We start from the raw sequence: 25,734 nt of genomic DNA, 5'->3' as shown, positions 1-25,734 counted from the left end.
TTGAACGTTTGTGCATGGTGAACGACCGCATCCGCTTCGACGAACCGCGCTCGGGCGTGCAGCGCTTGGCGGCGCGCTTCGGCGGCCATGCCTACGACACCCATCGCCACGAGACCTATGGCGTCGGCCTGACCCTGTGGGGCGCCCAGTCCTTCCACTATCGCGGCGCACTCAGGACCAGCCGCGGCGGCCAGGTCATGGTGCTGCATCCCGACGAGGCACACGACGGCCATGCCACAGTCGATGCCGGCTTCGCCTATCGCATGCTCTATGTCGATCCGGCCACGGTCTCGGCGGCGATCGGCGGCAACCCGCCCTTCGTCCCTGAGGTTGTGGCCGACGATCCGGTACTGGCCGACCTCCTGCGCGAGGCCTTTGCCGATTTCCCACGATCGTTGGAGCCGCTGGCCGTCGACGCGGTGGTCGAGCGCTTGGCCGGCCGGCTGGCCGCGCGCAGCGACGACCAACCGCGCCCCCGCAGCGCCGCCGTGGCCCATCGCGCCGTGGCCTGCGCGCGCGACTTCCTGGCGGCAGAAGCACACCGTACCGTGGCGTCGGAAGAGCTGGAGAAGGTGACCGGGCTGGACCGCTTCGCGCTGTCCCGCCATTTCCGGGCCGCCACCGGCACCTCGCCGCACCGCTACCAGGTCGGCCGGCGGCTGGCCCAGGCGCAGAAGATGATCGCCGAGGGCGTTCCCCTGTCCGATGCCGCGGCGGCGACCGGTTTCGCCGACCAGAGCCACCTCACCCGGCATTTCTCGGCCCGGTTTGGCCTGACGCCGGGCCGCTGGGCGACCCTCGCGCGACAAAGCTGAGGGAACCTTTCGCGGGCTGGTTCGTTTCGGTTCGGATGAACGGGAGACGGCCATGACCCCCATTACCTTGTTCGCATATCGCGAACCCCGTCGCACCGCCTGAGCACGATCGCGGACTACGCCCTGATCGGCGATTGCCGGACGGCGGCCCTCGTCTCGCGCGAGGGCTCGATCGACTGGCTGTGCCTGCCCGACTTCTCCAGCCCGTCGATCTTTGCCGGCCTGCTCGATGCGGCGCGCGGCGGCAGCTGCTCGCTTCGGCCACGCGATCCTTTCTTCACCGTCGAGCGACGCTACGTCGAGCGCACGGCGGTGCTGGAGACCGACTTCATCACCGACAGCGGCAGCGCCCGGCTGATCGACCTCATGCCGATCGACGATGGCGGGCGGTCGCTGCGTCCGATGCGCGAGGTGTTGCGCGCGATCGAAGGCATGGCTGGTACGGTCGAGATCGAGCTGCGGCTCGACGTGCGGCCCGACTATGCCCGCCGCAACCTGCGACCGCGCCGGCGCGGCCGTCTCGGCTGGACCTGTCTCTGGGGCGACGAGGTGCTGGTCGTGCACACCGACATCGCGTTGCAGCGGGAGGGCGATGCCCTGGTGGGCACGGTCACTCTTGGTGCAGGTGAACGGCGCTATCTCAGTCTCGCCTACACCAAAGGGGATCCGGCGGTCCTGCCGCCGCTCGGCAGGCACGCCGAGGAACGCATCGCCGACACCATCGCCTGGTGGCGCGACTGGACGGGCCGCTGCCAATACACTGGACCCTATCGAGACGAAGTGGTGCGCAGCGCCGTCACGCTGAAGCTGCTGACCTACACGCTGTCGGGCGCGATCGTGGCGGCGCCGACGACGTCGCTGCCCGAGGCGATCGGCAAGGGGCGCAACTGGGACTACCGATATTGCTGGCTGCGCGATGCGGGGCTCACGACCGAGGCGCTGTTGGCGACCGGCTATCGCGAGGAGGCGCTGTCGTTCCTGGGCTGGATGCTGCATGCCACGCGGCTGAGCTGGCCCGAGCTGCAGGTCATGTACGACGTGTTCGGCCGCACGCGGCTCGACGAGAAGGAGCTGACGCATCTTGCGGGCTATGCCGCGTCGCGGCCGGTGCGCATCGGCAACGACGCCTATCGCCAGCGCCAGCTCGATATCTACGGCGAGGTCGTGACCGCCGCCTGCGCCGCCCTGGCCGGCAATGGCCGTCTCGACCGCGAATCGGCGCACATGCTGACGGGCCTGGGCGACGTGGTGTGCCGGCAGTGGTACGAATCCGATTGCAGCATCTGGGAAGTACGCGGGCCATTGCGCCACTACACCTTCTCCAAGGTCATGTGCTGGGCTGCCCTCGATGGGCTGCTGAAGCTGCACGATGACGGCGCGCTCGTCCTGCCGACGGCGAAGGTCGAGTTGTTCGGCCGCGAGCGCGCGGCAATCGAGCAGGCGATCGAGCAGCGCGGCTTCAATGCGGCGCTGGGCAGCTACACCAGCGTGCTGGACGGCGACAAGGTCGACGCCTCGCTGCTGCTGATGGCCTGCATCGGCTACAAGGACGCCGGCGATCCGCGCATGCGCTCGACCTACGACCTCATCCACCAGCGGCTCGGCCGCGACGGCCTGCTCAATCGCTACGAACGTTTCGACGGCATCGCCGGCGTCGAGGGCGCGTTCGGCATCTGCGGCTTCTGGGCGATCGACAATCTCGCCAAGCGCGGCGACCTCGATGCGGCCGAGCGCCGTTTCCGGCACATGCTCTCCTTCGCCAACGATCTCGGCCTCTACGCCGAGGAGATCGACATCGCCTCGGGCGCCGCATTGGGCAACTTTCCGCAGGCCTTCACCCATGTCGGCCTGATCAACGCCGCCGTCGCCATCGAGCGGGCGCGCGCATGAACCTCGCCTACGCCGTGCTGTGGGGCCTCCTGGCCACCGTGGCCATGACGATGGTGCTGCGCGCCAGCCAGGGTTTCGGCTGGTCACGGCTCAGCATCCCGTTGCTGGTCGGAACCTTCGTCACCGGCCAGCGCGATCGCGCCGTGGTGTGGGGCTACCTGCTTTATGCCATCGGTGGCTGGCTGTTCGCCTTCGTCTACTTCCTGCTGTTCGACAGCGTCGGCATCCACACCTGGTGGTTCGGCGCCCTGGCCGGGCTGGTGCACGGCGTCTTCCTGCTGGTCTCTGTCCTGCCCCTGCTGCCGTTCATCCATCCGCGCATGGCTTCGGAGTATCACGGCGTCACGGCTGAGCGGCAGCTCGAGCCGCCGGGCTTCATGGCCGTCAACTACGGCTACGGCACGCCGCTCACCACGCTGGCGGCGCAGACCGTCTACGGCGCCGTGCTGGGGGCGTTCGCGCAGCTCGCGAACTAGGCATCGAGCGGGAAGCATCCATCGTCGCCCAGCGGCGTCGCCGACAGCCAGCCATGGCGCGTGCCGGCGAGCGTCGACCCCATCATCGTCCGCAGGCCCGGGACAAGGCAGGCCGGACCCATGACGGCGTCGCGCAGCCAGCCGAGCGGCGCCAGCCGTGACTGGAAGAACGGCGTCAGGAGATGGCTGGCACTCCTGTAGTAGCGCACGGGTGGCACACGGCGGCGCTCGAAGCGCAGGAAGGCAGCCAAAAGATCGGGCGCGTCGGCCAACGCCTTCGCCAGCACCCAGGCATCCATCAGGCCGAGATTGGCGCCCTGGCCGAGCTGCGGGCTGGTGCCGTGGGCGGCGTCGCCGATGAACAGCACGGGGCCGGCGTTCCAGTGCGTCAGGGCGACATGGCGATAGGTCGCGCGCGCGACGTCGCCGGCCGCCGCGGCGTGATCGACGATCGGCGCAGCCTCGGGCCACAGCGCCGTCGCGGTGCGGCGCCAGGCCTCGAGGTCGATCGTCTTGCTGCGGCCCAATGCGCGCATGGGCATGCTCCAGTAGATCGTTACCTTGCCATGGCCGATCGGCAGCAGGCCCATCATCAGCCTGGTGCCGCGCACACGCTGGCGCAGCAGGCCGGCGGCGCCGATGCCGGCGAGGTCGGGCGCGGTGGTCCAGATGCAGCCCCAGGGATAGATCGGCGCGCGTGCGTGCGGCATCAGGCGCGCGCGCAACGCGGAGTGTGCGCCGTCGGCCGCGACGATGAGATCGAACGGGCCATGCCGCGCGCCACTCGCCTCGACGAGATGCGTCTTGTCGACATCGACGATCTCCGCCCCGGTGACCAGCTTGGCCGGCGATTTGAGCAGGCGGCCATGCAGCAGATCAAACAAGGCGGCGCGCGGGATGCCGACACCGAAGGCGAGCGGATGCAGGTCGGCATAGCGCAGGTCGAGGATCGAGCGGCCGCGATGGGTGCGCGCTTCGAGCCCGCCAATGCGCGCGCCGGCCGCAATCGCGGCGTGGGCGAGGCCGAGCTTCCGCAGGACGGCAAGGCCCGTCGGCTGCAGCAGCAGGCCGGCGCCGACCGGCTGCGGCTGGGTGAACCTTTCGTAGACCGTGACGCGATGGCCCGTCTCGGCGAGCAGCGTCGCCGCGGCCTGGCCCGCCACGCCGCAGCCGACCACGGCAATGTCGAGGGGGCCGAGGAACTTGGTCACCGAGTGTATATAACCCAAGTTATTATCGATCGCAAGAAAGAAGCGGCACCAAGGCCGCTTCTTTCTTGCCGGACCGCGGGCCTCCAGGCCCGCTCATTTCTGTCGTCCTGAGCGCAGCGAAGGACCTCATCGCCGTTTGCGATCGGCATGAGATCCTTCGCTTCGCTCAGGATGACTTGAGCGGGCCTGGAGGCCCGCGGTCCGGCAAGACTACAGACCGCCGTTCACCACCAGGCACTGGCCGCTGACATAGTCGCTGTCGGGGCTGCAGAAGAGGTAGACCGAACCGGCGGCCTCTTCCGGCAGGCCGCCGCGGCCGAGCGGGATCATCTGGTTCATGGCGGCGATGCGGCCGCCCTGCACGCCGATCTTGACCTTGCGGCCCTGGACCTCGATCTCGCCCGCCTCGCCTTCGCTGAGCGGCTTGGTGAGGCGCGTCTGGATGTAGCCGAAGGCCACGGCGTTCACCGTGACGTCGTAACGGCCGAACTCCTTCGCAAGAGTCTTGGTCAGGCCGACGATGCCCGCCTTGCCGGCCGAATAGTTCGACTGGCCGGCATTGCCGTTGACGCCCGAGGTCGAGGAGATGTTCACGACCTTGCGCACGATACGCTTGCCGGCCGAACGCTCCTTCTCGACCTCAGGCCGGAAATGCTGCTGGAAGGCGCGCAGGATCCTGAACGGCGCCGTCAGATGGACATCAAGGATGGCGTACCACTGCTCGTCGCTCATCTTCTGGATGACCGAGTCCCAGGTGTAGCCGGCGTTGTTCACCACGACATGGCAGCCGCCGAAGGCGTCGACCGCGGTCTTGACGATGCGGTCGCCGAAATCGGCCTTGGCGACGTCGCCGTTGCAGGCCACGGCCTTGCCGCCCATCGCCTCGATCTCGGCAATGGTCTCCTTGGCCGGCGCCTCGTCGATGTCGTTGATCACCACCTTGGCGCCGTCGCGCACCAGGCGCAGCGCGATCTCCTTACCGATGCCGCGTCCCGACCCGGTGACGATCGCGACCTTGCCGTCCATCTGACCCATTCTCTTCTCTCCTCTTATGGAGCGCGGACCTCCAGGTCCGCATCATGTTCATGAGCGGACCTGGAGGTCCGCGCTCCGTTTGACTAGCTGGCCGCCACCGTCGCGTGGCCCTGCAGCGTGTCCTGGCCGTTCTGGTTGGTGCACTTGACCTCGAGGTCGATCAGCTTCTCGCCGCCCTCCTCGCGCTTGCCCGTGACCTTGCCGGAGAGCGTGATGACGTCGCCCGGCCAGGTGATCGAGGTGAAGCGCGTGCCGAGCTTGCGGATGCGATCGCGCGGCGCGTAGCTGGTGACCAGCCGGCCCAGAAAGCCCATCGACAGCATGCCGTGGGCGAACACGTCCTTGAAACCGAACTTCTTGGCGAAGTCGAGATCGACGTGGATCGGATTGTGATCGCCCGAGCCGCCGCAATAGAGCGCGAGCTGGTGGCGGCTGATCGGCGGCAGCACGATCGGCTTGATCGTATCACCCACCTTGACCTGGTCGAAGATTGGCGCCTTTGGGGTCGCTGCTACCATTTTCTCCTCCCTACTTCTTGCCGGCATCGGGATTGCGGACGACGGTGATGCCCGTGCCCTTGGCCACGAGCTTGCCCGACTGGTCCTTCATCGAGGTCTCGGAGACAACGAACCACAGCGCGCCGCCCTTCTTGTCGTACATGTCGGTCACCTTTTGCTGGCAGGTGATCTTGTCGCCGACAAAGACCGGCGCGTAATAGTCGTAGTGCTGCTCGCCGTGCAGGATCAGGCCGATGTCGACGTTGAGCAGGCGCAAGAGGCCACCCTTGCCCGGATCGTCGTTGGTGATGGCCTGCAGGAACGTCGGCGGTACCGGCACGGCGCGGTAGCCGGCGGCCTTTGCCGCGGCCTCGTCGACGTAGATCGGGTCTTCCTCGCCGATGGCCTTGCAGAACAGCTTCACCTTGCCGGCTTCGACGGTGGTGCTGAACGCCTCGAACTCGTGGCCGATGACTTTCTTGTCGAGCTGCATGTTTCCTCCCGAAAGTCTGAAAGAAACGCCCTCACCCATTTCAGGGAGAGGGCGCCACGATTTCCCTGTCATCCCGAGGGCGAAGCCCGAGGGACCTTTGCCTTAGCCTTAAAGGTCCCTCGCTACGCTCGGGATGACACCGTCGGTGTCATTACTCGAAGCGGCCGACGATGGCCACGCTCGACACGTTCTCGCGCGGCGCGCCGCCGAGATTGTGCGTCATGCCGATCTTCGGGTCCTTGAGCTGGCGGGCGCCGGCGCGGCCCTGGAACTGCAGGTACATCTCGTAGAGCATGCGCAGGCCCGAGGCGCCGATCGGATGGCCGAAGCACTTCAGGCCGCCGTCGATCTGGCAGGGGATCTTGCCGTCGGCGTCGTAGAAGCCGTCGAGCACGTCCTTCCAGCCCTTGCCGGTCTCGGAGATGTGCAGGTCTTCCATGGTCACCAGCTCGGTGACCGAGAAGCAGTCGTGCACCTCGAACATCGAGACTTCGGCGCGCGGATCCTTGATGCCCGCTTCCTCATAGGCCTTCTTGGAGGCGATGCGCGTGGTGTGGAAGTAGCTTCCATCCCACGAGTTGTGGCCCGACTCCGAGCCGTTCGACACCGAGAGCTGCAGCGCCTTGACCGACACGATGTTGTGCTTGCCGAGCGACTTCGCGATCTCGGGCGTCGTCACGATGGCCGCCGCCGCGCCGTCCGACACGCCGCAGCAATCGAAGAGACCCAGCGGCGAGGCGATCATCGGCGCCTTCAGGATGGTGTCCATCTCGACGGCCTTTTGCAGATGCGCCTTGGGGTTCTTGGCGCCGTTCTGATGGCTCTTCCACGAGACGTGGCCGATCGCCCGCTTGAGGTCCTCGCCCGACACGCCGTGCGCAGTCATGTAGGCCGTCGCGAGCTGGGCGAAGTTGCCCGGCGCCGTGCCGTTGGCGTGCCACAGCGCCTGCAGCGGGCCGCCGCGGCCGCCGGGGAGACCGCCGTAGCCGGTGTCCTTCAGCTTCTCGACACCCAGCGCCAGCGCGAAGTCGGCCGCACCCGAAGCAACGGCGTAGCAGGCGCCACGGAAGGCCTCGGTGCCCGAGGCGCACATGTTCTCGACATGCGTCACGGGAATGTTCGGGAGACGCAGCGTGGTCGAGAGGGGAATGCCGGACTTGCCGACATGGACCTCGTCGATCGCGGTCGAGAACCAGGCGGCGTTCAGCTGCTTGGCGTCGATGCCGGCGTCGGCGATGCATTCCTTGTAGGCCTCGAGCATCAGCTCCTCGGCGCCCGAGTCCCAGCGCTCGCCGAACTTGGAGCAGCCCATTCCGAGAATCGCGACCTTGTCCTTGATACCCCGTGCCATGTTGGTCTCCTTAATGGGGTGGGAATTCTACGCCTGTAGACAGTGGAAGGCGACGCTCAGACGGGAGCCGCCTTCCAGAAGTAACGCTTGAAGCCGCCGCGCATCGTGTCGTTGTCGCGGATGCGGAAGGTCATGCGCATCTTGACGCCGACCTTCACCTGTTCCTTGTCGCTGTCCGTGAAGTCGGCCATGAAGCGGCCGCCCTCGGGGAAGGTGATCATGCCGTAATACGCCGGCGGATCCGGCGAATAGGTGAGCGAGTCGGCGGTGAACGACATCACGTTCGCCTCCAGCCCGGCCATGCGATAGGGCTCCTGGCTGTCGACCGCGTGGCAGTTCGGATTGACGCAGACCTGGCTGCGCGGGAACTGCACGGTGCCGCACACCTTGCACTTGCCGCCGACCAGTCCGTAGATCATGTCGCGCTTGCGCCACAGCACGCTCAGCGCCGTCTTCTTGTCGAACTCCGCGCGCATGCCCTTTTCGATCGGCAACATCTCGTTGAAGGCAAGGAACTTCATGTAGTTGGTCTCTTCCTTGCGCCGCTTCAGCCAGCCCGAGAGACCCTTGCGCTTGGGCAGCTTGGCGTTCTCGGCCGTGACCTCGAACACCAGCACGTCGACGCCCTGGCCGAAGGCCACGACCATGATCCTGTCGCCTTCCTTGGCGGCCTCGAGCGCGTCGACCAGCATGACCAGCGCGTGCGCTGCACCCGTGTCGCCGAGATTGGCGCCCAGAAGATCGCGCACTGAGCCGTCGCCGATGCCGCAGATCTTGGCCATCTGCTTGGGCACCGCCGGCATCAGGCTCGGCATGATGAAATGGGTGATGTCGGCGCCCGTGAGCTTGCAGGCGGCGAGTGCCGCCTTGACCGCCGGCGGCACGATCTTCGAGTAGCCCTCGTCGCGGATCCAGCGCTCTTCCCAGCCGTAGTCGAAGTCGCTCTCGTCGCCGCGGAAGTGGTCGACGAAGTCCATCGACACCGAGTGATGGCCGACCAGCTTGGCGATCACGTTCTCGGTGCCGCAGAGAAGGGCCGCGGCGCCGTCGCCGTAGTTCAGTTCGTTCGACGAGGCGACGCGCGCCATGCGCTTATCGGCCGCCGCCACCAGGGCCGGGCCACCGCCGTTCTTCGACGCGTTGAGGCCCGCGATCAGCGCCGAGGTGCCGGCCTTCTGCGAACCGCCGACGTCGGAGGCGAAGAGATCCTGCTCGATCGACAATGCCGTGCCGATGACGCCGGCATTCTGGCGATCCTTGAAGGGATGCGTGGTCGAGGCGAAGTACAGGCTGCGCACGTCCTCGGGCTTGTGGCTGGTGAGGCAATCGCGCGAGGCCTCGACGGCCATGGTGATCGAATCCTCGTCCCAGTTGGCCATCGAGCGCTCGCCCTTGGCGAGGCCGCGCAGGCCCGCGGCGAACCACTTGTTGGCATCGTAGACGGCCTGACGCTGCAGGCGCAGGCGCGGGACGTAGGCACCATAGGCCACGATTCCGACCATTCGCTTTCCTCCCAACTATGAACGGGCGTTTATGTCTCCCGCTTTAGCGCGCCCCGCCGGAACGCGCGAGGTGCATTTGATCATGGCTGCTTCGCCGATGGAATTGGGTTTCGTGAGGCGAAAGTTCATTGGACCGCGGGCCTCCAGGCCCGCTCATGAGTCTGAGCGGGCCTGGAGGCCCGCGGTCCGATGAGTCTCTTACCTCCCCGCCGTCGGTGGCAGTTCGCGGAACAGGTTGCGGTAGCCGGCGTCCGGCGGGATGTGCAGGTAGCGCTTGCCGTCGCGCGTCTCGACCCAGGGCTGGACCGTCACGATCTTGCGTGCGCCGGCGGCGGCGATGGCGCCGGCGACGGTCTTGCCCTCGACCAGAAGTTCCAGGTTCTTGAAAGTCGCGTGCACCAGCGTGCGCTTGCCGGCAGCGGCTTCGTCGATCGCCGCCTGCGCGCCGATCCATACCGAATCGACCGACTCCGAACCGTCATGCAGGGCGATCTGGTCCTCCGGTGCCTCGGCCAGGAAGAACCAGGTGTCGAAGCGCTTGGGCGCGAAGGTCGGCGTGATCCAGTGGGCGTAGGGCACCATCAGGTCGGTGGCGAGCTCAAGATCCTCGGCCTCGACCAGGTCGATGATGGTGGCCTCGTCCTTGGCGAGCTTCACGCGCCAACGATCCTCGATGCCCTTCAACTCGGCAGCCGCGATGACCGCCCGCTGGCCGCGCTTGCGGGCCAGAAGGATGCCGCATTCCTCGAAGGCCTCGCGCACGCCGGCGACGCGGAACTTCAACTCCTCGGCCGCGATCTTGTCGGCGCCGCCGCAGCGCTCGCGCAGGCGTGCATCGCCGTCGGCGTCCTCGAGCTTGCCGCCGGGAAAGACCAGCGCGCCGGAAAATGAGTCGATCGCCTGGTGGCGCACCACCATGAAGACTTCGAGTATCGAGTTGGGCTCGCCCGGCACCGAGGGGCGCACCAGCAGCACGGTCGTGGCCGGGCGGGGCGCCGGCACGGATTTCTGTCCTTCAGTCATGCACCGATTGTCCCATAGCCGTCGCGACACTGCCAACGGCCGGGTGTATCGTGCGGGATACCCGTTTCGCAGATGGGCATTCCGCAGGGAGAAGAAACCGATGTCCGTGACCAGCAACAGCCCGGCCCCGTCCAACTCTGGAGGGGGCAGCCTGGGCGAAGGCCTGAAGGCGCTGCACGCCAAGTGGGGTTGGATCGTGGCGCTCGGCATCATCTTCATGATCGCGGGCGTGATTGCGCTGGGCAGCGTCGTGATGGCCACCGTCTCGGCGATCTTCGTCATCGGCGTCATGATGATCATGGCCGGCGTGACCGAGATCATCACCGCCTTCAACGTCAAGGACTGGGGCAAGTTCGCGCTGTGGCTGCTGCTCGGCGTGCTCTATGTCGCGGCCGGCGTGATCTGCTTCTTCCGGCCCTTCGAGGCCGCCGCCATCGTCACCCTGATGCTGGGCATCGCGCTGATGATCGGCGGCGTGGTGCGCGGCTTCCTGGCCTGGAGCGTGCGGGAGGCCGGCAAGCCGTGGGGCTGGGTCGCCGTCTCGGCCCTGATCACCCTGCTGCTGGGCATCATCATCGTCGCCAAGTGGCCCTACTCCAGCGCCTATACGCTGGGCATCTTCCTCGGCATCGACCTGATCTTCGTCGGCTCGAGCTGGCTGGGCATCGGGCTCGCCCTGAAGAAACGCGCCGCCTGAGCCGCAGGCGGCGTCGAGCCGCAGCTCGGCCAGGCGCTCCTTACGGAACTCTTCGAGGGCCCGTTCCTCGGCGTCCAGCTCGTCGATGAACCCGCCCTCACTGCCGGACCCTTCGTCCGGCCCGGTCGCGTGCTTCTCCGACCAGGCGTCGCGCCGCCGGTTGCGCAGCCAGAAGATGCAGGCCCGCGTATCGGGCGGATAGTGGACGACGTTCTTGAGCGTCCGCTCCTCGCCCTGATGCAGCACCTTGCGCTCGACCGTGCAGCTGTAGCCGACCGCGCGCTCGTAGAGGCCGCGGGCCACCCGTGCATCGGCCACGACCCTGCCCGCGTGCACCGCGTCGGCGAAGGCGGGATGGCTCGCGATCCAGTTGTCGATGGTGCGCGGTGCGACCTCGAAGTGTTCGGCCAGCTCGGCATTGGTGGCGCCAAGCAGGCAATAGTCGTGGGCGAGCTCACAGAACTCACGGCGGAAGGCGGTGGGGCGTCCGGCGGTAGGCATAACTGAATATAACTTAGGTTATTTACGAAAGCAACCAGCGGAGAGGGGATTTTTGCGTACCGTAAGGGGAGCGCAAGTGAGTGCTAGCAGTGCAAGCACCGGGGCGAACGCCGAGGGGCGCCTTCATAAACAAAAATACACCGCAGGCCGAATCCTTTGGCCAACGCCACCCGTCTAAGGGAGAGCAAGATGGAGGATGGCGATGAAACTCTATGGCTTTGGTCCGACCCGATCCCTGCGCGCGCTATGGGGCCTCAAGGAGCTTGGCGCCGAGTACGAGTTCGAAGTCGTGAACCTGCTCGCTGGCGAGAATCAGCGACCGGAATTCCTGCGTCTCAATCCGGCGGGGAAACTTCCCGTGCTGGTCGACGGCGATCTGGTGATTCCGGAATCTGCGGCGATCGTGCTCTACCTGGCGGAGAAGTATCCGCAGAGCAGGCTCCTGCCCGGCGATCTCAAGGCGCGCGCCGAGGTCTATCGCTGGGTGATGTTCACCATGACCGAGCTCGAAACGCCGCTGTGGCGGATCACCCGGCACACCGCCCTGCTGCCGCAGGAGAAGCGCCTGCCACAGGATGCGGCCCTCGCACGCGAGGATTTCACCCGCATGGCGACCGTGCTCGAAAACCATATGACAGGCCGCACCTTCATCGTCGGCGACGCCATGACGGCCGCCGACTGCGTCACGGCCTACCTGATGGACTGGGCGAACGAGCAGGGCTTGCTCGAGGGCAAGCCGAACCTGCAGGCGTACCTCGAGCGGATGTATGACCGTTCCACGGCACCGCAGCGCATCGCCGAGGCGGTAGCGAGCATCCGGGTCGCTCCTCCGGGCAATGCATCGGAGGTCAGAGCGTGAAGTAACGGGTCTGGCGGCAGCTGGTGATTCCCGGTCACGTGAAAGGATCCGGACCCAGAGGCCGTACCCCCCTGGAACAGCGGCCACTCCACCGATACCTTCGACTATCGAAATGGGGAGCCCTTCACGATGGCCGAGACTTCTGGAGAAAAGAACAAGGGCAAGCCGGTCGCCGTCGTGATCGGCGCCACGTCCAAGTGGCAAGCGGATGGCCGCAACACGCGGCTGATCCATGGCAAGGCGGTGGATGACAGTGTCCTGCCGGTCGGCGTGCGCTGGGGTGTCGGCGGCGCCATCGCCCAGAAGTTCGCCAACGAAGGCTTCTTCGTCGTGCTGACGACCCGCAGCGCGCCCAACGCGTCGGGCCTGATGGCAGCCATCAAGGACCACGGCGGCGACTGCATGATCGTCGAGCTCGACGTCTCCAAACAGGAGTCGATCGCCGCCGCCTTCGCCACGATCCGCAGCGAGGCCGGCGAGCCCGAGATCGTGGTCTACAATGCGGGCTATCTCGAAGGTCGCGACCTGCCGCCGGAGAAGGAGCTTTTGGAGCACATCCCGGTGGAAATGTTCGACACCGCCCAGCATATCGCCAGCCGTGGTCCGTTCCTGGTCGCCAAGGAGATCCTGCCGGCGATGCGCCAGCGCGGCACGGGCTCGTTCTTCTTTTCCAACAATGCGAGCTCGCTGCGCGGGCGCAAGCGCATGACCGGCCAGTCGCTCTATTATCCCCGCGTCATGATGCGCACGCTGGCGCAGGTGCTCACCGAGGAATATTCCGAGCATGGCGTGCATGTCGCCAACGTGGTGATCGACGGCACGATCGACTCGCCCGGCACGCATGCCCTGCCGCGCATCCGGCAGAATCCCGACCTGGTGATCAACCCGGTGAAGATCGCCGATGCGTTCTACTACCTGCACACCCAGGACCGCTCGTGCTGGACGCATGAGCTGCAGCTGACGCCGTTCCCGACCAAGCCGAGCTATTAGGGCTAGCCGGCCTGCGCATGAGATGGCAGGCAGCATCGGACCCAACACCACCTCACCCTGAGGAGCATCGCGAAGCGATGCGCCTCGAAGGGTGGGCCACAGTCTTGGTGTTGCCCACCATCGAGACGCGCACGGAGTTTACCGAGGTACTCAAGGGGGCGCTCCTCAGGGTGAGGTCGTCACGTTGCGGCGGTAGCCATGAAGTGCGGTTCTGACGACGGAACCTCAGGCGCCCCTAGTGCGTTAGGGAATGCCATGTCAGACGCCCGCCCCCTGAAGGTCCTCGTCGTCGAAGACGAATCGCTCGTGGCGCTGGACATCGAGAACATGCTGGAGGAGATGGGCTGCACGGTCGTGGCGAGCGTGCCGCGCCTGGTGAAGGCGCTCGACCTCGCCGCGCGCCTCGACCTCGATCTCGCCGTGCTCGACATCAACCTCGCGGGCGAGGTCGTCTATCCCCTCGCCTTCCGCCTGGCCGAGCGCGGGATACCGTTCGTGTTCAGCACGGGCTACAGCACGGCGGACCTGCCAATCGAGCTGCGCGATCGTCCGATCCTGCGGAAGCCCGTCATGCCCGCGAACCTGAAGCGCGCGGTCGCCCAGGCGCGGACCGGGATCAGGAGCATGAACTAATCTCATCACCGGGGCGCATTCCTTGACAGCGCGCGGTGTGTCCCACATCGTGGCGACATCTGCCGGGGTGCCCGCACACGCGGGCTGAGATCACACCCGTTGAACCTGCCTGGGTCATGCCAGCGAAGGGAGTGTTCGATGTCCAGGATCGTCCACATCAAGATCATTACCGTGAACGCAACAGGCTCTCGCCATCGAGTTTGCCGGGTCGGCTGACAGCACCCGCTTCGCACACTCACGCGAGGACCTTCTCATGCAATTTGGATTGTTCGGCGGCGCCGCGGCGCCGCGCCTGCCTGATGCCGCGGCTTCCGCAGCGGGTTTCTTCGACTTCATCGAGACCAACGTCGAGGCCGAGGCGTTGGGATTCCATTCGAGCTTCGTCACCGAGCATCACTTCACGAAGATCGGCCAGCTCTCCGCCCCGCTCACGCTCCTGACCTATCTCGCCGCGCGCACGACGCGGCTTCGTCTCGGCACGGCGATCCTCGTGCTGCCCTGGCACAATCCGGTGCTGCTGGCCGAGCAGGTCGCGACCCTCGATCTGCTGTCGCGCGGGCGCCTCGATCTCGGCATCGGCAAGGGCTACCGCCACAACGAGTTCGCGGGCTTCTCCCTGCCGCCCGGCGAAGCCGAGCCGCGCTTCGAGGAGGTGCTCGACGTGATGGTGCGCGCGCTCGCCGCCAACGATCCGTTCTCCCACAACGGCCGCTTCTTCCGCTTCGACGAGGTCGTGGTCGAGCCGCCACCCTACCAGCGGCCGCATCCGCCGCTGTGGCTGGCTGCCGGCAGCGTCGCCTCGATCACAACCTGCGCGCGGCGCGGATTCAACCTGCTGCTCGACCAGTTCGCCTCGCCGCTGCAGATCAAGGAGCGCATCGCCCTCTACCGGCGCGAGCTCGAGGCGGCGGGCCACGCCTTCGATCCAAGGCGGGTCGCCGTCGCCCGCAACGTCTTCGTGGCTGAGGATGCCGCGGAGGAGGACGAGGCGAGACGGCGGCAGGAGCGCGTGCACGAGCGCCTGCTGTCGCTGTCGCGCGGATCGGAAAGCCGGCCGGGCTCGCACATCCTGGGCTACACCGAGACGCTGGAACGCGATGCGCTGGCGATGATCGGGCCGGCCGCGCAGATCACGGAAAAGCTCGCCGCGCTCGAGGAGATGGGCGTCGCCTACGTCCTGCTATCCGGCCAGGGCTCACGCCCCAACCTGCGGCGGTTCGCCGAGAAGGTGATGCCGAAGCTCCGTGCATCATGACTCATCGTATCATGGTCTTCCGGACCGCGAGCCTCCGGCTCGCTCAAGATTCATGAGCGAGCCGGAGGCTCGCGGTCCGGAAGACGAAGACTACTCCGCTGTCGCGCCGGACTGCTTGATGATGGGCAGCCAGAAGGCCTGGTCGTCCTCGATCGTCTTGCGCGCCGCCGCCGCCGAGATCGGCGGCAGCATCTCGAAGCCCTGGACCAGGAGCTTCTCCCTCACCTTCGGGTCCTGGCTGATGCGGTTGATCTCGGTGTTGAAGCGCTGGACGACGTTGGCCGGCGTGCCGGCCGGCACGGCGAAGCCCAGCCACACCGCGACAACGAAGTCGGGCACGCCCGCCTCCTTCATGGTCGGCACGTCGGGCAGCAGCGGCGAGCGATGTCCGCTGGTGACCGCCAGCGCCTTCACCTTGCCGGCCTTGATCTGAGGCAACACGGTCGGGGTGTTGAAGAAGCCCATCGTCACCTCGCCGTTGACCACGGCGAGCACGGCGGCCGGCGCACCGCGATAGGGCACGTGCTGCAGGCGCGCATCGGTGCGCAGCTCGAGGATCACGCCCGAGAGGTGCAGGCTCGAACCGACACCGCTCGAGCCGTAGGTGAGCTCGCCCGGCTTGGCTTTTGCCTGCGCGACCAGGTCGGCGACGCTGTTGGCCGGATTGTTGGCCGCGACGGCCAGCACGTTGGGCAACTCGCCGGTGACGGTGATCGGCACGAGATCCTTCAGCGGATCGTAGCCCGGCGACTTGTAGAGACCGAGGTTCCACACCGTGATCCCCTGCGAGGTGAGCAACAGCGTGTAGCCGTCGGGCGCGGCACGCGCGCCTTCGACGGCGCCCAGAAGGCCGCCGGCGCCGCCCTTGTTGTCGACCACCACCGGCTGGCCGAGCGCCTTGGCGAGTTCCTCAGCGAAGGTGCGCCCGACGATGTCGGCGCCGGCGCCGGGAGCGAACGGGATGATCATGCGGATCGGACGCTCGGGCCACTCGGCGGCGCGCGCCGCCACCGGCAGGAGCAGCGTTGTTGCCGCGAGCGCATGGCGCCGCGTGATGACTGGTCGTTTCACGTCCCACTCTCCCACTTCAATTGTGCCCACCCTCTTAGAGCATAGTCCATGCGACTTGAATCGGTTCATTTCACCGCGACATCGCCATAGGATCGCGGCTCCGTGTAATTGCAGTCGAGTAACCGAGTATGCCGATCAACGACCAGCAGGACCGTGAAGTCACATTCATCTCGGGGGTCGATGCCGACGGCAAGGTAGCTGCCACCAGCTACTACACGATGCAGATCAACGCCGACGGGTCGGTGATGGTGCCGACGCAGTACGGCGACCTGAGCAACGCCATCAAGTGGGGTAACCCGACGCCCGGACAGTCGAGCGGCACGGTCTCCTACTGGTTCGCCGACACCTCGGGCTGGTCGAACACCGAGAAGATCGTGTGGGAAGGCACCTTCTCCTTCTGGAACGGCATCGCCGACATCGATTTCCAGCTCGCCGCCAGCGCTGCCGACGCCAACATCACGGTGATCCGCGGCAGCGACAACTCAGCCTACGCCAACTTCCATTCCTCCGCCGAGGTGCCGGTCGGCAGCGCGACGGTCGTGCAGGCGCCGACGAGCGGTGCCATCATCTCGGTCGACACCACGGGCTCGGGCTACGGCCCGATCAACCTCGATTCCGGCACCGCGTACGGCTACGTGTGGAGCACGCTGATCCACGAGGTCGGCCACATCGTCGGCCTCGGCCATGCCGGCCCCTACAACTCCAACGTCAACCCCGAGCAGCAACAGTTCGGCGCCTACGACGCACTGCAGTGGTCGCTGATGTCGTACATCAACGCCAGCGATCCCTCCACACGCTACTACGGCGACTACGCCACCTACGTGCAGTGGACCGACCTCGGCCGCGATCCGCTCAACACCTACTACAATCCGCTGTCGCCGCAGATGCTCGACATCCTGGCGGCGCAGCGCCTGTACGGCGCCTCGAGCAACGCCACCTTCAACGGCGGCGACACCTACGGCTTCAACTCGACCTTCACCGACGACTATTTCAAGCAGGTCTACGATTTCAACAACAACCCGTCGGCCATCGTCACGATCTGGAACCACGGCACCGGCAACACGCTCGACCTCTCGGGGTTCGCGCAGAATGCCACGGTCGACCTGACGCCCGGCACCTTCTCGAGCGCCGGCGGCCGCACCAACAACATCGCCGTTGCCTTCGACACCGTGATCGAGACGGCAATTGGCGGCAGCGGCAACGACACGATCCGCGCCTCCAACGTCGCCTCCAACCTGCAGGGCGGCGACGGCAACGACGTGCTGATGGGCGGCTCGGCCGGCGACACGCTGACGGGCGGCAACGGCAACGACCTTTTGGCGGGCGGCGGCGGCGGCGATACCCTGAATGACAGCGTCGGCAGCAACGTGCTGCTGGGCGGCGACGGCAACGACACGCTGTCGGCGGGCAGCGAGCACGACGTGCTGAATGGCGGCGCCGGCGTCGATACGATGACCGGCGGCGGGCAGGACGACTGGTTCCAGTTCCAGGCTGGCCAGGCCAACGGCGACACCATCACCGATTTCTCCGGGCGCGGCGGAGAGAACGACTTTTTACAGTTCTTCGGCTACGGCACGGCCGCGCAGGGCGCCACCTTCACCCAGGTCGACGCCACGCACTGGCAGATCACCGCGGCCGGCGGCGCAATCCAGGAGACCATCACCGTCGCCAACGGCGCCGCGATCACCGCCGACGATTATGCCTTCTATCCGGGCTACACCCAGCTCGAGAACGCCAGCTACATGGACTTCTCGAGCTGGCGCAGCAACGCCGCCGGCCCGCCGACCGGCGGCGTGCAGATCACCGGGCCGGTCGTGCTCAACGTCGCGCTGGTGCTCGATCGAGCCCAGGATCCGACGGCCCTGCTGTCGAGCAACTGGGCGACGCGCCAGAAGGAGCTGGCGACGCTCAACGAGAACGGCACGCTGTGGACCAAGTACGGCGCCGACGCCGGCAACTACAGCCAGGTGCTGACGGAGCTGCAGGGGCTCGGCATCAAGACGCTCGACCAGCTCAGCGCCGACAACGGCATCGCCAACGGCTACGTCTCGTCGGCCGCCTCGCGCACCGTCTGGGTGCAGGTCACGCAGGACAGCTTCTCGACCCTGTTCGGACCCCAGGCCAAGCTGATGGCCGAGACCGCGCAGGGCGGCGGCAACTGGTACTGGACGGGCGACCTGTCGCTGCCCACCAGCCTCACCAGTCTCGGCGTGTCGGGGCTGTGGTTCGACACGTCCAAGTTCCAGCCCGAGTTGGCCAATCCCGGAGTCGGCCTCGCCGCCGACCTGCCGCAGGGCTGGCAGAGCCTGGGCAACGCCTCGACCCAGGCCCTCCGCGCCTTCCCGCAGACGCTGGGCGCGAGCTACTACAACCTGCCGCTCGGCGGCAACGTGCCAACCGGCACGATCGGGCTGGTCGAGCCAGGCGTCGGCACCGCCCTGCTGAACGACAACCAGGGCAACGGCTTCCAGGCGGCGCTCGATGCCTACCGCGCGACGGCCGGCGTGCCGACCGGTGCTTCGGCGATCTCGGTGGCCGGCGGCGGCCAGGTCTATCCCCCGACTCCGCCGGGGCAGCCCAACTCGGCCGGCGAGCGCTCGCTCGATGTCGGCATCGTGGCGACGGTGGCACCCAACAGTCCGCTCGTGCTGTATGCCGGCTCGGGCAGCAACCACGGCGCCAACGCCACGAACTTCACCGCCTACCAGTCGGCGATCTGGGACCTCACCAACAATCCGCAGGTCGTCACCTCGTCGTTCAGCTTCAACTCGCAGGTGGCGCCCGGCTCGCCGTTCTACAAGGCGACCAGCGAGCTGTGGACCGACGTGGCGCTGCGCAACATCTCGCTGTTCAGCGACATGGGCGACCGCGGCTCAGGCAACTCCTTCGGCAACGGCCTGACCAACGCCAACACCAGCCGCGACAGCGCCTTCGTCGTGATGGTGGGCGGCACCTCGCTCAGCACGGTCGGCGCGGCCCACGCCGATGCGACCCTGGCCGACGTCACCCACAAGGCCATGGCAGGCGACCCCGCCACGCTGTGGCAGCTCGCGGCGGGCGGCCTGACCCAGATGCCGGGTACGGCCAGCACCGGCACGGCCTTCGTCGAGACGATCTGGAACCGCTACTACCTCGACGGCAATGCGTTCGGCGTGCCGGGCGCCACCCACCCGACGGGCTACCTGTTCAACAACACCAGCGGCGGCGGCGCCGATCCCGGCCAACCGATCCCGCAGTACCAGACGGACTACGGGCTCACGCCCGTGACCAACGATCCTTACCACCTGCCGGGCCGCGGCAACCCGGACGTCTCGGCCAACGCAGGCGGCAACATGTTCTGGCTGGTGCCTGGCGCCGACATGACGGGTGTGCAGGGCGACGACGGCACCAGCGCCTCGACGCCGTTCTGGGCCGGCCTCACGGCGCAGCTCAACGCGGTGTTCCACGACCAGAAGCTGCCGCAGCTCGGCTACATGAACGACCTGCTCTACATCGCCTCGGCGATTGCGCCGGCCGTGTTCAACGACATCACCATGGGCAAGGACGCCTCCTCGTTCGTGCTCGGCGGTGCGATCACCAGCGACGGCGTCAATATCACGCCGACCGGCTACGGCTACGAGGCTGCGGCGGGCTACGACCTGGCGAGCGGGCTCGGCACGCCCAACGCCCTGCTGCTGGCGCGCGAGCTGACGCACATCGCCCATCACCAGATGTCGTTCGCCGACATCCCCTCGCTGATCGAAGGCGGCAGCGGCGGCACCGGCTGGACGAGCGGCACGGACCAGACGTTCCTGATCCAGGCCACGACCGTGGCGCCGATGAGCGCCAGCCTCATGCTGGGCGACCACACCATCAACTTCGACGACACGGTCGCGGCCACCTACGCCTGGACGTCGCGCTTCGCCGAGCAGGTGATGCAGGACAACTTCGATCCCAACCTGGTGCGCCTGTTCGACAAGCAGGCGATGGGCTGGGTCGGCTCGTGGGACGTCGCGGAGGGCGCCTCGGTCTCGGCCATCATCGGCCAGGGCACGGGGCTCGCCAATCAGGCGAACCTCACCAGCACCTTCGGCATCGCCGACTTCGCGACGCAGATGTTCAAGACCACAGACAAAGGCGTGACCACGACGCTGACGGGCGGTGACATCCATCTGGCGCGCGCCGTGGCGGTGGCCGAGACGGTCGGCGCCGCCGATGGCCAGGACGCGATCGTGCGCGTGCGCCAGAACGGCCAGGACCAGCTCGCCGTCACCTTCTACAAGGTCGACGACTACTCGGGAAAGATCGGCAATCTCAATCCCGGCGACGCGGGCTACGCCGAGGCGGCAGCCAACCACGCCTATGCGCTGCAATCCGGTGGCTCGCAGCTGCTGGGGCCGGGCTACGGCTTCTTCGAGCAGACGTCGATCACCGTCAATGCCGGCGACAAGATCGCCATGATGCTGACCAACCGCTCGAGCGGCGACGTGTGGTACGCCTTCACCCAGGCCAACAGCGACGGCAAAGGGCACATCGTCAATTACGGCCACAACACCTGGGGCTTCGAGGACACGCGCGGCGGCGGCGACCACGACTTCAACGACCTGGTCGTGCAGCTCGACTTCACCAGCCACTACGGGAACAGCTGGTTGATGTAGCCCTGCTTCGCCGCCTGAGGCGGCTTCGCAGGACAGGCCATCCATTGCTCGTCCGCCTATCGCCCAGCGATACGCACCCCGATGCCCTTCGATGCCGATGCGCTAGGCTCCTGCCAAATTCGGGAGGAACCAATGAAGACCCAAAGCGGTCGCTTCGGCTGCATCATCACCATGCTGGCGCTTGCCGTCGCCAGCCCCGCGGTCGCCCAGAAGCCCGGCGGCGTACTGAAAATCCAGCATATGGACTCGCCACCCAGCGCCTCGATCCACGAGGAGGCGACGGTGTCCGTCGCCGTGCCGTTCATGTCGCTCTACAACAACCTCGTGATGTTCGACCAGCACGTGGCGAAGAACAGCCTCGACTCGATCGTGCCCGACCTCGCCACCAAGTGGAGCTGGACGGACAACAACACCAAGCTGGTCTTCACCGTGCGCGAGGGCGTGAAGTGGCACGACGGCAAGCCGTTCAGCGCCAAGGACGTCGCCTGCACCTTCGACCTCCTGCTGGGCGGCGAGAGCGAGACCAAGCTGCGGCGCAATCCGCGCTCGTCGTGGTGGACCAACGTCGAGAAGGTCACCGCCGATTCGGACACCCAGGCCACCTTCCATCTCAAGGCGCCGCAGCCCTCGCTGCTGGCGCTGCTCGCGTCGGGCTATACGCCGATCTATCCCTGCCACGTGCCGCCCGACCAGATGCGGCGCCGGCCGGTCGGCACCGGCCCGTTCAAGCTCGCCGAGTTCAAGATGAACGAAGGCATCAAGCTCACCAAGAACCCCGACTACTGGAAGAAGGGTAAGCCCTATCTCGACGGCATCGAGTTCACCATCATGCCCGACCGCGGCACGCGCATGCTGGCGTTCATCGCCGGCAAGCACGACATGACCTTCCCATCCGACGTCACCGTGCCGCTGCTCAAGAACATCCGCAAGGACGCACCGCAGGCGCAATGCACCATGCGCGAGAGCGGCGTCAGCACGAACCTGATCATCAACGCCGAGGCGCCGCCGTTCAACGATCCGAAGATCCGCCGCGCTCTGGCGCTGACGCTCGACCGCAAGTCGTTCATCGACATCCTGAGCGAGGGCGAAGACAAGATGGCGGGCATCATGCTGCCGCCACCCGACGGCGGCTGGGGCATGACGCCGGAGATGATGAAGGACCTGCCGGGCTACGGCGATGTCGCCAAGGCGCGCGAGGAGGCGAAGCAGCTGATGCAGGAGGCGGGTTACGGGCCCGACAAGCGGCTGAAGATCAAGGTCAGCACGCGCAACATCGCCACCTTCAAGGATCCGGCGGTGATCCTGATCGACCAGCTGAAGCAGGTCTATGTCGACGGCGAGCTCGAGATCATCGACACCGCCGTCTACTACAACCGCGTGTTCAAGAAGGACTACGTGGTGGCGCTGAACCTCTCCGGCGTGGCGGTCGACGACCCCGACGTGGCGCTGTTCGAGAACTACGGCTGCGGCTCGCTGCGCAACTACAACGGCTACTGTGACGCCGAGATGACCAAGCTGTTCCAGGCGCAGTCGCGCGAGCTCGACCCCAAGAAGCGCCAACAGATGGTGTGGGACATCGACCACAAGCTGCAGGCCGAGATCGCGCGGCCGATCATCTTCTACGGCCGCGCCGCCGGCTGCTGGCAGCCGCAGGTCAAGAACGTGACGCTGCACATCAACAGCATCTACAACAATTGGCGGTTTGAGGACGTCTGGCTCGAAAGGTAGGGCGCTCAGTCCTGGTAGGCGATCGTCACCTTGCCATCCTTGGCTTCGATCGGCTTGGCGATCACCGCCACCCTCGAGGGGTCTCGCCGATGCTCCATCATGCGCAGCTTCAGGGGCGTGCGGAAGTTCGTTGACGGCGTGATCGGCAGAGCGGCGATCGACGCCACGACCATCGGATCGGGATCGGCCGCCAGGCTCGCCGCAAAGTCGTCGGCTCCGGCGCTGGCGAATTCCGGCAAGGGGAAGAGGTCGCCCTCCTTGACGTTGCCGTTGGGACTGTCGTGCAGGGCGGTCGGCCGTTCCAGGATCCACTCGGCGCTCGCGCCGCTGGCCGGCACGCGCCGGCCGCCGTCGATGTCCGCAGGATCGTTGGTCGGCGGCGGCGCGAGCATCACCGGGTAGCCGGTACCGTCGACACGCAGGAAGAACTGTACATGGTGCCGGTCGCCCGGGTCGGGCTGGTCCGGCGGCAGCAGCGTCACGCAGCAGTAGACCTTCTTGCCCGGCGCGATCGTAGCGGTCGGGAAAACCACCGGCACCTGTATGGTGCGGCCGCGCAGCCACCACTGCCACCATGCGAAGTACTGCGGCAGCAGATTGCCGGCGTCATCGCGTTCGCCGGTGTCGCCGACGATCTGGGTCGTGCCCATCTGGGGCATCGACTTCATCCAGCGCCGGAACCCGTCGATCCCGATCCAGGTCGAGCAGACCCAGGGCCCGTCGCCGTCGCCGGCCTTGACCTCGGGAACCGTCCAGCTTGCGATCACCTGACTGAAGCGGTCGCCATGGTTGGCGAAGATCGCCGCTCCCGACCAGTTCCGGCTGGAGCTGAGGCGGCCGCGCGGAATCCAGCCGACGCGGGCCTGCGTCACATCCTCGTCGCCCTGATCCGCTGAGAAGCGCGTCACGCCGACCGCCATATCGGCGCGCAACATGTAGACGCCCAAGTTCCCTTCCTCGAACGGCGGCATGATCTTCAGTCCCGGCGGGATCATTTCCAGCCATAGCCTCAACGCGTCCGCATCGCTCGGCCGCGGCGGCAGGCCGAGCCGCACGAAGTCGTCGACCTGGAGCTTGGGATCGAGCGGATTGAAATTATCCGGCAGGACGTTGAGCTTGCGCCGGAAGACGCGCAGATCGAGCTCTGCGACGATTGGGTCGAACAGGGCGTTCTTTATCGGCTGCTTCGGCGGCCCGCTGCTCTCCGGCGGCGGTTGTTGCTCGATCGTCATGTCCATTCTCCCTGCGCGAGCGACTTGATGGATTGGAAGCGCCGGGTCGTCGCCGGCGGGGTGGTCGCCGGCGGAATGGGTTGCTCGACGGTGATCGGCAGCGCGTTCGACGACAGGACGTCGAACAGGCTTTGCGCAAGGTTCGCGCCCGCCTTGGAATCGCTTTCAAAGTGCAGGCCGGCGATTTCGCGGTTGCGCGCGATCCGGTCGGCCAGTTCGTCGATCACTTCGCCGAGTGCGTCCTGAAGAGCCGTCGTCGGCAGCATATCCTTGACGCAAATCGCCATGAGATGGGCCTGGGTCGAATGGCCGCTCGGATAGGCGGGATGGCCGGGAACCGGGAGCGGCGGCATCAGACCGGGCGCGAGCTGCGACGGGCGGCGACGCTGATACAGGCCCTTGAAGTGCATCGAGCCATAGCAGCCGATCAGACTGCCGATCTGTAGCAGCAGGCAGGTATTGGGATGGGTACGCGGCGAGATGCCGAGGGCCGCCATGAAGTAGCTGGAAAACCCGTCGGCCTGCGCGATGATCTCACCCAGCGCATCGGGACGCTCATCCTCGGCGAGGCGGATGAGGGCCTTCAACTCGCGCTCGGGGAAATTCGTCACCTGCAGGCCGATGGTGATGGCGAAGGTGTCGCCGGGGCCGAAGGGGGTGGTGCCCGCGCGGATCGTCAGGTAGACCCCCTGCGCCACCACGGCTTGGCCCGCGACCAAGGGGACGGAGATTATGCCCACGAAGCTCGGGCCCGTGAAATCGAACGCGCCGGTCGTGTTATTCCATGCCAGCATGTAAACGCCGGTCTTGGTGTCAGACCGGGTCGGCGAGATCGGGTCCATGACGATTCGCCCCTTCCCTGCGGCAGGTGCCGCCAACTGCGTATTTACGCTGACCGAGAACTTGCGCCCGGTTCGCAGCTTGTCCGGCTCGTCGAGCCAAGGCAGGCGCTCGACGAAGAGGTCGAAGCCGTCCGTCCCAGTGAAAGGCGACGTGCCTTGTATGATCCTGAACTTCAGCGGGTTATTGAATTGGGCAACCCCGCTAACCATGGTCGCGTTTTGCACCGTAAGATCAGGGGCCGTTAACGAAAAGAGATTCGCTCCCGCGCGCCGCACCTGATAGGTGCCGACTTGGACATTGCCGAGCATCGGCAGCGTGGGGTCGAGGACGCAGGTGCCGTTGCCATTATTGCCGGGCCGTACGATGACCGTGACGTTCATCGCCGTCACCTTGATGTCGAAGCCATCGCCTTTCCGGAAGTCAGTTCCGGCCTGGGTCACGCCGAATTTCAACTCGTCCGAGAATGTTATGCTACCCGGACCCGTCGGGAGGCTCATGTCCACGACCACGCGCCCGCTGGGCGCGCTAAGCCGCATCACCCCGGCAGTCCCTGCCGCCGGCGCCTGCACACATCGCACCTTGTAGATCCCGACGCAGGCGTCCGCCAGCGCCGGCGTCACGACGTCGAGCGTGCAGCTCCCGACGGTCCCGCCCAAGGTGATCGGGGCCGCCACCACGCGCAACGGCGGCTTCGCATAGACCATCGTCGTCACCTGGGCGAAGTCGACCAGCATCCGCCACGCCGACCACTCGCCGGCCCAATACCTCTCGTCCCACGGCAGGATGGGGAGGCGCTGCTCGGCGACCTTGCCCTCTGTTATGAACGGCAGGTCGACGCGATCGGGCAGCAGGCCGAAGCCACCGCCGCCGGCACGCCCCAGGGCGCCCACGTTCCCTTCGTTTCCTTCGTTGCCTTCGTTGCCCTCATTGCTCGGTGCCATGTCGATCTCCCCTTGGTCGCCTGGAAGAAACGCGTACGCACCACCACGAACGCC

General features: G+C 66.6%; 21 protein-coding genes and 1 riboswitch. Of the genes, 11 read left to right on the top strand and 10 right to left on the bottom strand.

All coding sequences use genetic code 11. From position 1 onward, the window contains the following. Nucleotides 1–14: 14 nt before the first annotated feature. The 3 genes from RSO01_RS10755 to RSO01_RS10745 all read left to right on the top strand — a co-directional run bounded on the left by RSO01_RS10755 (nt 15) and on the right by RSO01_RS10745 (nt 3,181). On the top strand, nt 15–815 hold the full coding sequence (locus RSO01_RS10755) for a helix-turn-helix domain-containing protein (RefSeq protein WP_147149043.1): 801 nt from the start codon (nt 15–17) through the stop codon (nt 813–815). Between the two features lie 75 nt (nt 816–890). Further along, complete coding sequence (locus RSO01_RS10750) at nt 891–2,705, top strand: glycoside hydrolase family 15 protein (RefSeq protein ID WP_147149041.1); 1,815 nt, start codon at nt 891–893, stop codon at nt 2,703–2,705. After that, complete coding sequence (locus RSO01_RS10745; RefSeq protein ID WP_147149039.1) at nt 2,702–3,181, top strand: hypothetical protein; 480 nt, start codon at nt 2,702–2,704, stop codon at nt 3,179–3,181. Before RSO01_RS10750 ends, RSO01_RS10745 begins: the two co-directional genes overlap by 4 nt. Here the strand turns inward: RSO01_RS10745 and RSO01_RS10740 are convergent. The 7 genes from RSO01_RS10740 to RSO01_RS10710 form a co-directional block, all read right to left on the bottom strand. Continuing rightward, complete coding sequence (locus RSO01_RS10740) at nt 3,178–4,392, bottom strand: FAD-dependent oxidoreductase (protein ID WP_170302980.1); 1,215 nt, start codon at nt 4,390–4,392, stop codon at nt 3,178–3,180. The two genes, RSO01_RS10745 and RSO01_RS10740, sit on opposite strands and share 4 nt — an antisense overlap. 210 nt (nt 4,393–4,602) lie before the next feature. Continuing rightward, the gene (locus RSO01_RS10735) at nt 4,603–5,427 is read right to left on the bottom strand and encodes an SDR family NAD(P)-dependent oxidoreductase (protein ID WP_147149035.1); all 825 of its coding nucleotides are present in this window, start codon (nt 5,425–5,427) and stop codon (nt 4,603–4,605) included. 83 nt (nt 5,428–5,510) lie between these two features. Further along, nucleotides 5,511–5,945, bottom strand: coding sequence for a MaoC family dehydratase (locus tag RSO01_RS10730; RefSeq protein ID WP_147149033.1), 435 nt, complete (start codon nt 5,943–5,945; stop codon nt 5,511–5,513). A gap of 10 nt (nt 5,946–5,955) precedes the next feature. Further along, entirely contained in the window at nt 5,956–6,417 is a 462-nt protein-coding gene (locus tag RSO01_RS10725; protein WP_147149031.1) for a MaoC family dehydratase N-terminal domain-containing protein, read from the bottom strand. 151 nt (nt 6,418–6,568) lie between these two features. After that, on the bottom strand, nt 6,569–7,768 hold the full coding sequence (locus RSO01_RS10720) for an acetyl-CoA acetyltransferase (protein WP_147149029.1): 1,200 nt from the start codon (nt 7,766–7,768) through the stop codon (nt 6,569–6,571). A 56-nt stretch (nt 7,769–7,824) separates the two neighbouring features. Then, the gene (locus RSO01_RS10715) at nt 7,825–9,270 is read right to left on the bottom strand and encodes a hydroxymethylglutaryl-CoA synthase family protein (protein ID WP_147149027.1); all 1,446 of its coding nucleotides are present in this window, start codon (nt 9,268–9,270) and stop codon (nt 7,825–7,827) included. 198 nt (nt 9,271–9,468) lie between these two features. Further along, nucleotides 9,469–10,293, bottom strand: a complete 825-nt coding sequence (locus RSO01_RS10710; RefSeq protein ID WP_147149026.1) for an NUDIX hydrolase — start codon at nt 10,291–10,293, stop codon at nt 9,469–9,471. A gap of 100 nt (nt 10,294–10,393) precedes the next feature. On the opposite strand from RSO01_RS10710, the gene RSO01_RS10705 reads away from it, so the two are divergent. The 6 genes from RSO01_RS10705 (at nt 10,394) to RSO01_RS10680 (ending at nt 15,228) form a co-directional block, all read left to right on the top strand. Continuing rightward, nucleotides 10,394–10,990 (top strand): HdeD family acid-resistance protein, encoded by a 597-nt coding sequence (locus RSO01_RS10705; RefSeq protein ID WP_147149024.1) that lies wholly within the window; start codon nt 10,394–10,396, stop codon nt 10,988–10,990. Between the two features lie 201 nt (nt 10,991–11,191). Continuing rightward, nucleotides 11,192–11,497 carry a hypothetical protein gene (locus RSO01_RS10700; RefSeq protein ID WP_147149022.1) on the top strand — a complete coding sequence of 102 codons (306 nt, stop codon included), beginning with the start codon at nt 11,192–11,194 and terminating at the stop codon, nt 11,495–11,497. A 196-nt stretch (nt 11,498–11,693) separates the two neighbouring features. Continuing rightward, nucleotides 11,694–12,350 (top strand): glutathione S-transferase family protein, encoded by a 657-nt coding sequence (locus RSO01_RS10695; protein ID WP_147149020.1) that lies wholly within the window; start codon nt 11,694–11,696, stop codon nt 12,348–12,350. A 129-nt stretch (nt 12,351–12,479) separates the two neighbouring features. Then, entirely contained in the window at nt 12,480–13,340 is an 861-nt protein-coding gene (locus tag RSO01_RS10690; RefSeq protein WP_147149018.1) for an SDR family oxidoreductase, read from the top strand. Between the two features lie 255 nt (nt 13,341–13,595). After that, entirely contained in the window at nt 13,596–13,973 is a 378-nt protein-coding gene (locus tag RSO01_RS10685) for a response regulator (protein WP_147149016.1), read from the top strand. 53 nt (nt 13,974–14,026) lie between these two features. Continuing rightward, nucleotides 14,027–14,121, top strand: a riboswitch (TPP riboswitch). A 105-nt stretch (nt 14,122–14,226) separates the two neighbouring features. Further along, nucleotides 14,227–15,228: an LLM class flavin-dependent oxidoreductase gene (locus RSO01_RS10680; RefSeq protein WP_147149014.1), complete on the top strand. Its 1,002-nt coding sequence runs from the start codon at nt 14,227–14,229 to the stop codon at nt 15,226–15,228. A gap of 90 nt (nt 15,229–15,318) precedes the next feature. Here RSO01_RS10680 and RSO01_RS10675 read toward each other — a convergent pair whose 3' ends face one another. Continuing rightward, nucleotides 15,319–16,299 carry a Bug family tripartite tricarboxylate transporter substrate binding protein gene (locus RSO01_RS10675; protein WP_170302979.1) on the bottom strand — a complete coding sequence of 327 codons (981 nt, stop codon included), beginning with the start codon at nt 16,297–16,299 and terminating at the stop codon, nt 15,319–15,321. A 128-nt stretch (nt 16,300–16,427) separates the two neighbouring features. Here RSO01_RS10675 and RSO01_RS10670 point away from each other — a divergent pair, with 128 nt between their 5' ends. Both RSO01_RS10670 and RSO01_RS10665 read left to right on the top strand, forming a co-directional pair. Continuing rightward, on the top strand, nt 16,428–20,936 hold the full coding sequence (locus RSO01_RS10670; protein WP_147149010.1) for a M10 family metallopeptidase C-terminal domain-containing protein: 4,509 nt from the start codon (nt 16,428–16,430) through the stop codon (nt 20,934–20,936). Nucleotides 20,937–21,068: 132 nt separating this feature from the next. Then, complete coding sequence (locus RSO01_RS10665; RefSeq protein ID WP_246158291.1) at nt 21,069–22,664, top strand: ABC transporter substrate-binding protein; 1,596 nt, start codon at nt 21,069–21,071, stop codon at nt 22,662–22,664. A gap of 5 nt (nt 22,665–22,669) precedes the next feature. On the opposite strand, the gene RSO01_RS10660 is transcribed toward RSO01_RS10665, so the two are convergent. Both RSO01_RS10660 and RSO01_RS10655 read right to left on the bottom strand, forming a co-directional pair. Beyond that, a complete protein-coding gene (locus tag RSO01_RS10660; protein WP_170302978.1) occupies nt 22,670–23,896 on the bottom strand; it encodes a G1 family glutamic endopeptidase in 1,227 nt (408 codons plus the stop codon). After that, a complete protein-coding gene (locus RSO01_RS10655; RefSeq protein ID WP_147149006.1) occupies nt 23,893–25,680 on the bottom strand; it encodes a phosphatase PAP2 family protein in 1,788 nt (595 codons plus the stop codon). Before RSO01_RS10655 ends, RSO01_RS10660 begins: the two co-directional genes overlap by 4 nt. Nucleotides 25,681–25,734: the final 54 nt, after the last annotated feature.

It is taken from the genome of Reyranella soli (genome assembly GCF_007992495.1).
GTDB classification, from domain to species: domain Bacteria; phylum Pseudomonadota; class Alphaproteobacteria; order Reyranellales; family Reyranellaceae; genus Reyranella; species Reyranella soli.
This window is presented reverse-complemented; position numbering and strand designations above follow the sequence as displayed.

What these genes read in the sequence shown, in the direction of transcription:
- RSO01_RS10690 (WP_147149018.1), top strand. Translation starts at nt 12,480, where the DNA reads ATGGCCGAGACTTCTGGAGAAAAGAACAAGGGCAAGCCGGTCGCCGTC.
- RSO01_RS10660 (WP_170302978.1), bottom strand. Translation starts at nt 23,896, where the DNA reads ATGACGATCGAGCAACAACCGCCGCCGGAGAGCAGCGGGCCGCCGAAG.
- RSO01_RS10730 (WP_147149033.1), bottom strand. Translation starts at nt 5,945, where the DNA reads ATGGTAGCAGCGACCCCAAAGGCGCCAATCTTCGACCAGGTCAAGGTG.
- RSO01_RS10710 (WP_147149026.1), bottom strand. Translation starts at nt 10,293, where the DNA reads ATGACTGAAGGACAGAAATCCGTGCCGGCGCCCCGCCCGGCCACGACC.
- RSO01_RS10670 (WP_147149010.1), top strand. Translation starts at nt 16,428, where the DNA reads ATGCCGATCAACGACCAGCAGGACCGTGAAGTCACATTCATCTCGGGG.
- RSO01_RS10745 (WP_147149039.1), top strand. Translation starts at nt 2,702, where the DNA reads ATGAACCTCGCCTACGCCGTGCTGTGGGGCCTCCTGGCCACCGTGGCC.
- RSO01_RS10695 (WP_147149020.1), top strand. Translation starts at nt 11,694, where the DNA reads ATGAAACTCTATGGCTTTGGTCCGACCCGATCCCTGCGCGCGCTATGG.
- RSO01_RS10655 (WP_147149006.1), bottom strand. Translation starts at nt 25,680, where the DNA reads ATGGCACCGAGCAATGAGGGCAACGAAGGCAACGAAGGAAACGAAGGG.
- RSO01_RS10755 (WP_147149043.1), top strand. Translation starts at nt 15, where the DNA reads ATGGTGAACGACCGCATCCGCTTCGACGAACCGCGCTCGGGCGTGCAG.
- RSO01_RS10735 (WP_147149035.1), bottom strand. Translation starts at nt 5,427, where the DNA reads ATGGGTCAGATGGACGGCAAGGTCGCGATCGTCACCGGGTCGGGACGC.
- RSO01_RS10680 (WP_147149014.1), top strand. Translation starts at nt 14,227, where the DNA reads ATGCAATTTGGATTGTTCGGCGGCGCCGCGGCGCCGCGCCTGCCTGAT.
- RSO01_RS10725 (WP_147149031.1), bottom strand. Translation starts at nt 6,417, where the DNA reads ATGCAGCTCGACAAGAAAGTCATCGGCCACGAGTTCGAGGCGTTCAGC.
- RSO01_RS10685 (WP_147149016.1), top strand. Translation starts at nt 13,596, where the DNA reads ATGTCAGACGCCCGCCCCCTGAAGGTCCTCGTCGTCGAAGACGAATCG.
- RSO01_RS10705 (WP_147149024.1), top strand. Translation starts at nt 10,394, where the DNA reads ATGTCCGTGACCAGCAACAGCCCGGCCCCGTCCAACTCTGGAGGGGGC.
- RSO01_RS10720 (WP_147149029.1), bottom strand. Translation starts at nt 7,768, where the DNA reads ATGGCACGGGGTATCAAGGACAAGGTCGCGATTCTCGGAATGGGCTGC.
- RSO01_RS10715 (WP_147149027.1), bottom strand. Translation starts at nt 9,270, where the DNA reads ATGGTCGGAATCGTGGCCTATGGTGCCTACGTCCCGCGCCTGCGCCTG.
- RSO01_RS10665 (WP_246158291.1), top strand. Translation starts at nt 21,069, where the DNA reads ATGAAGACCCAAAGCGGTCGCTTCGGCTGCATCATCACCATGCTGGCG.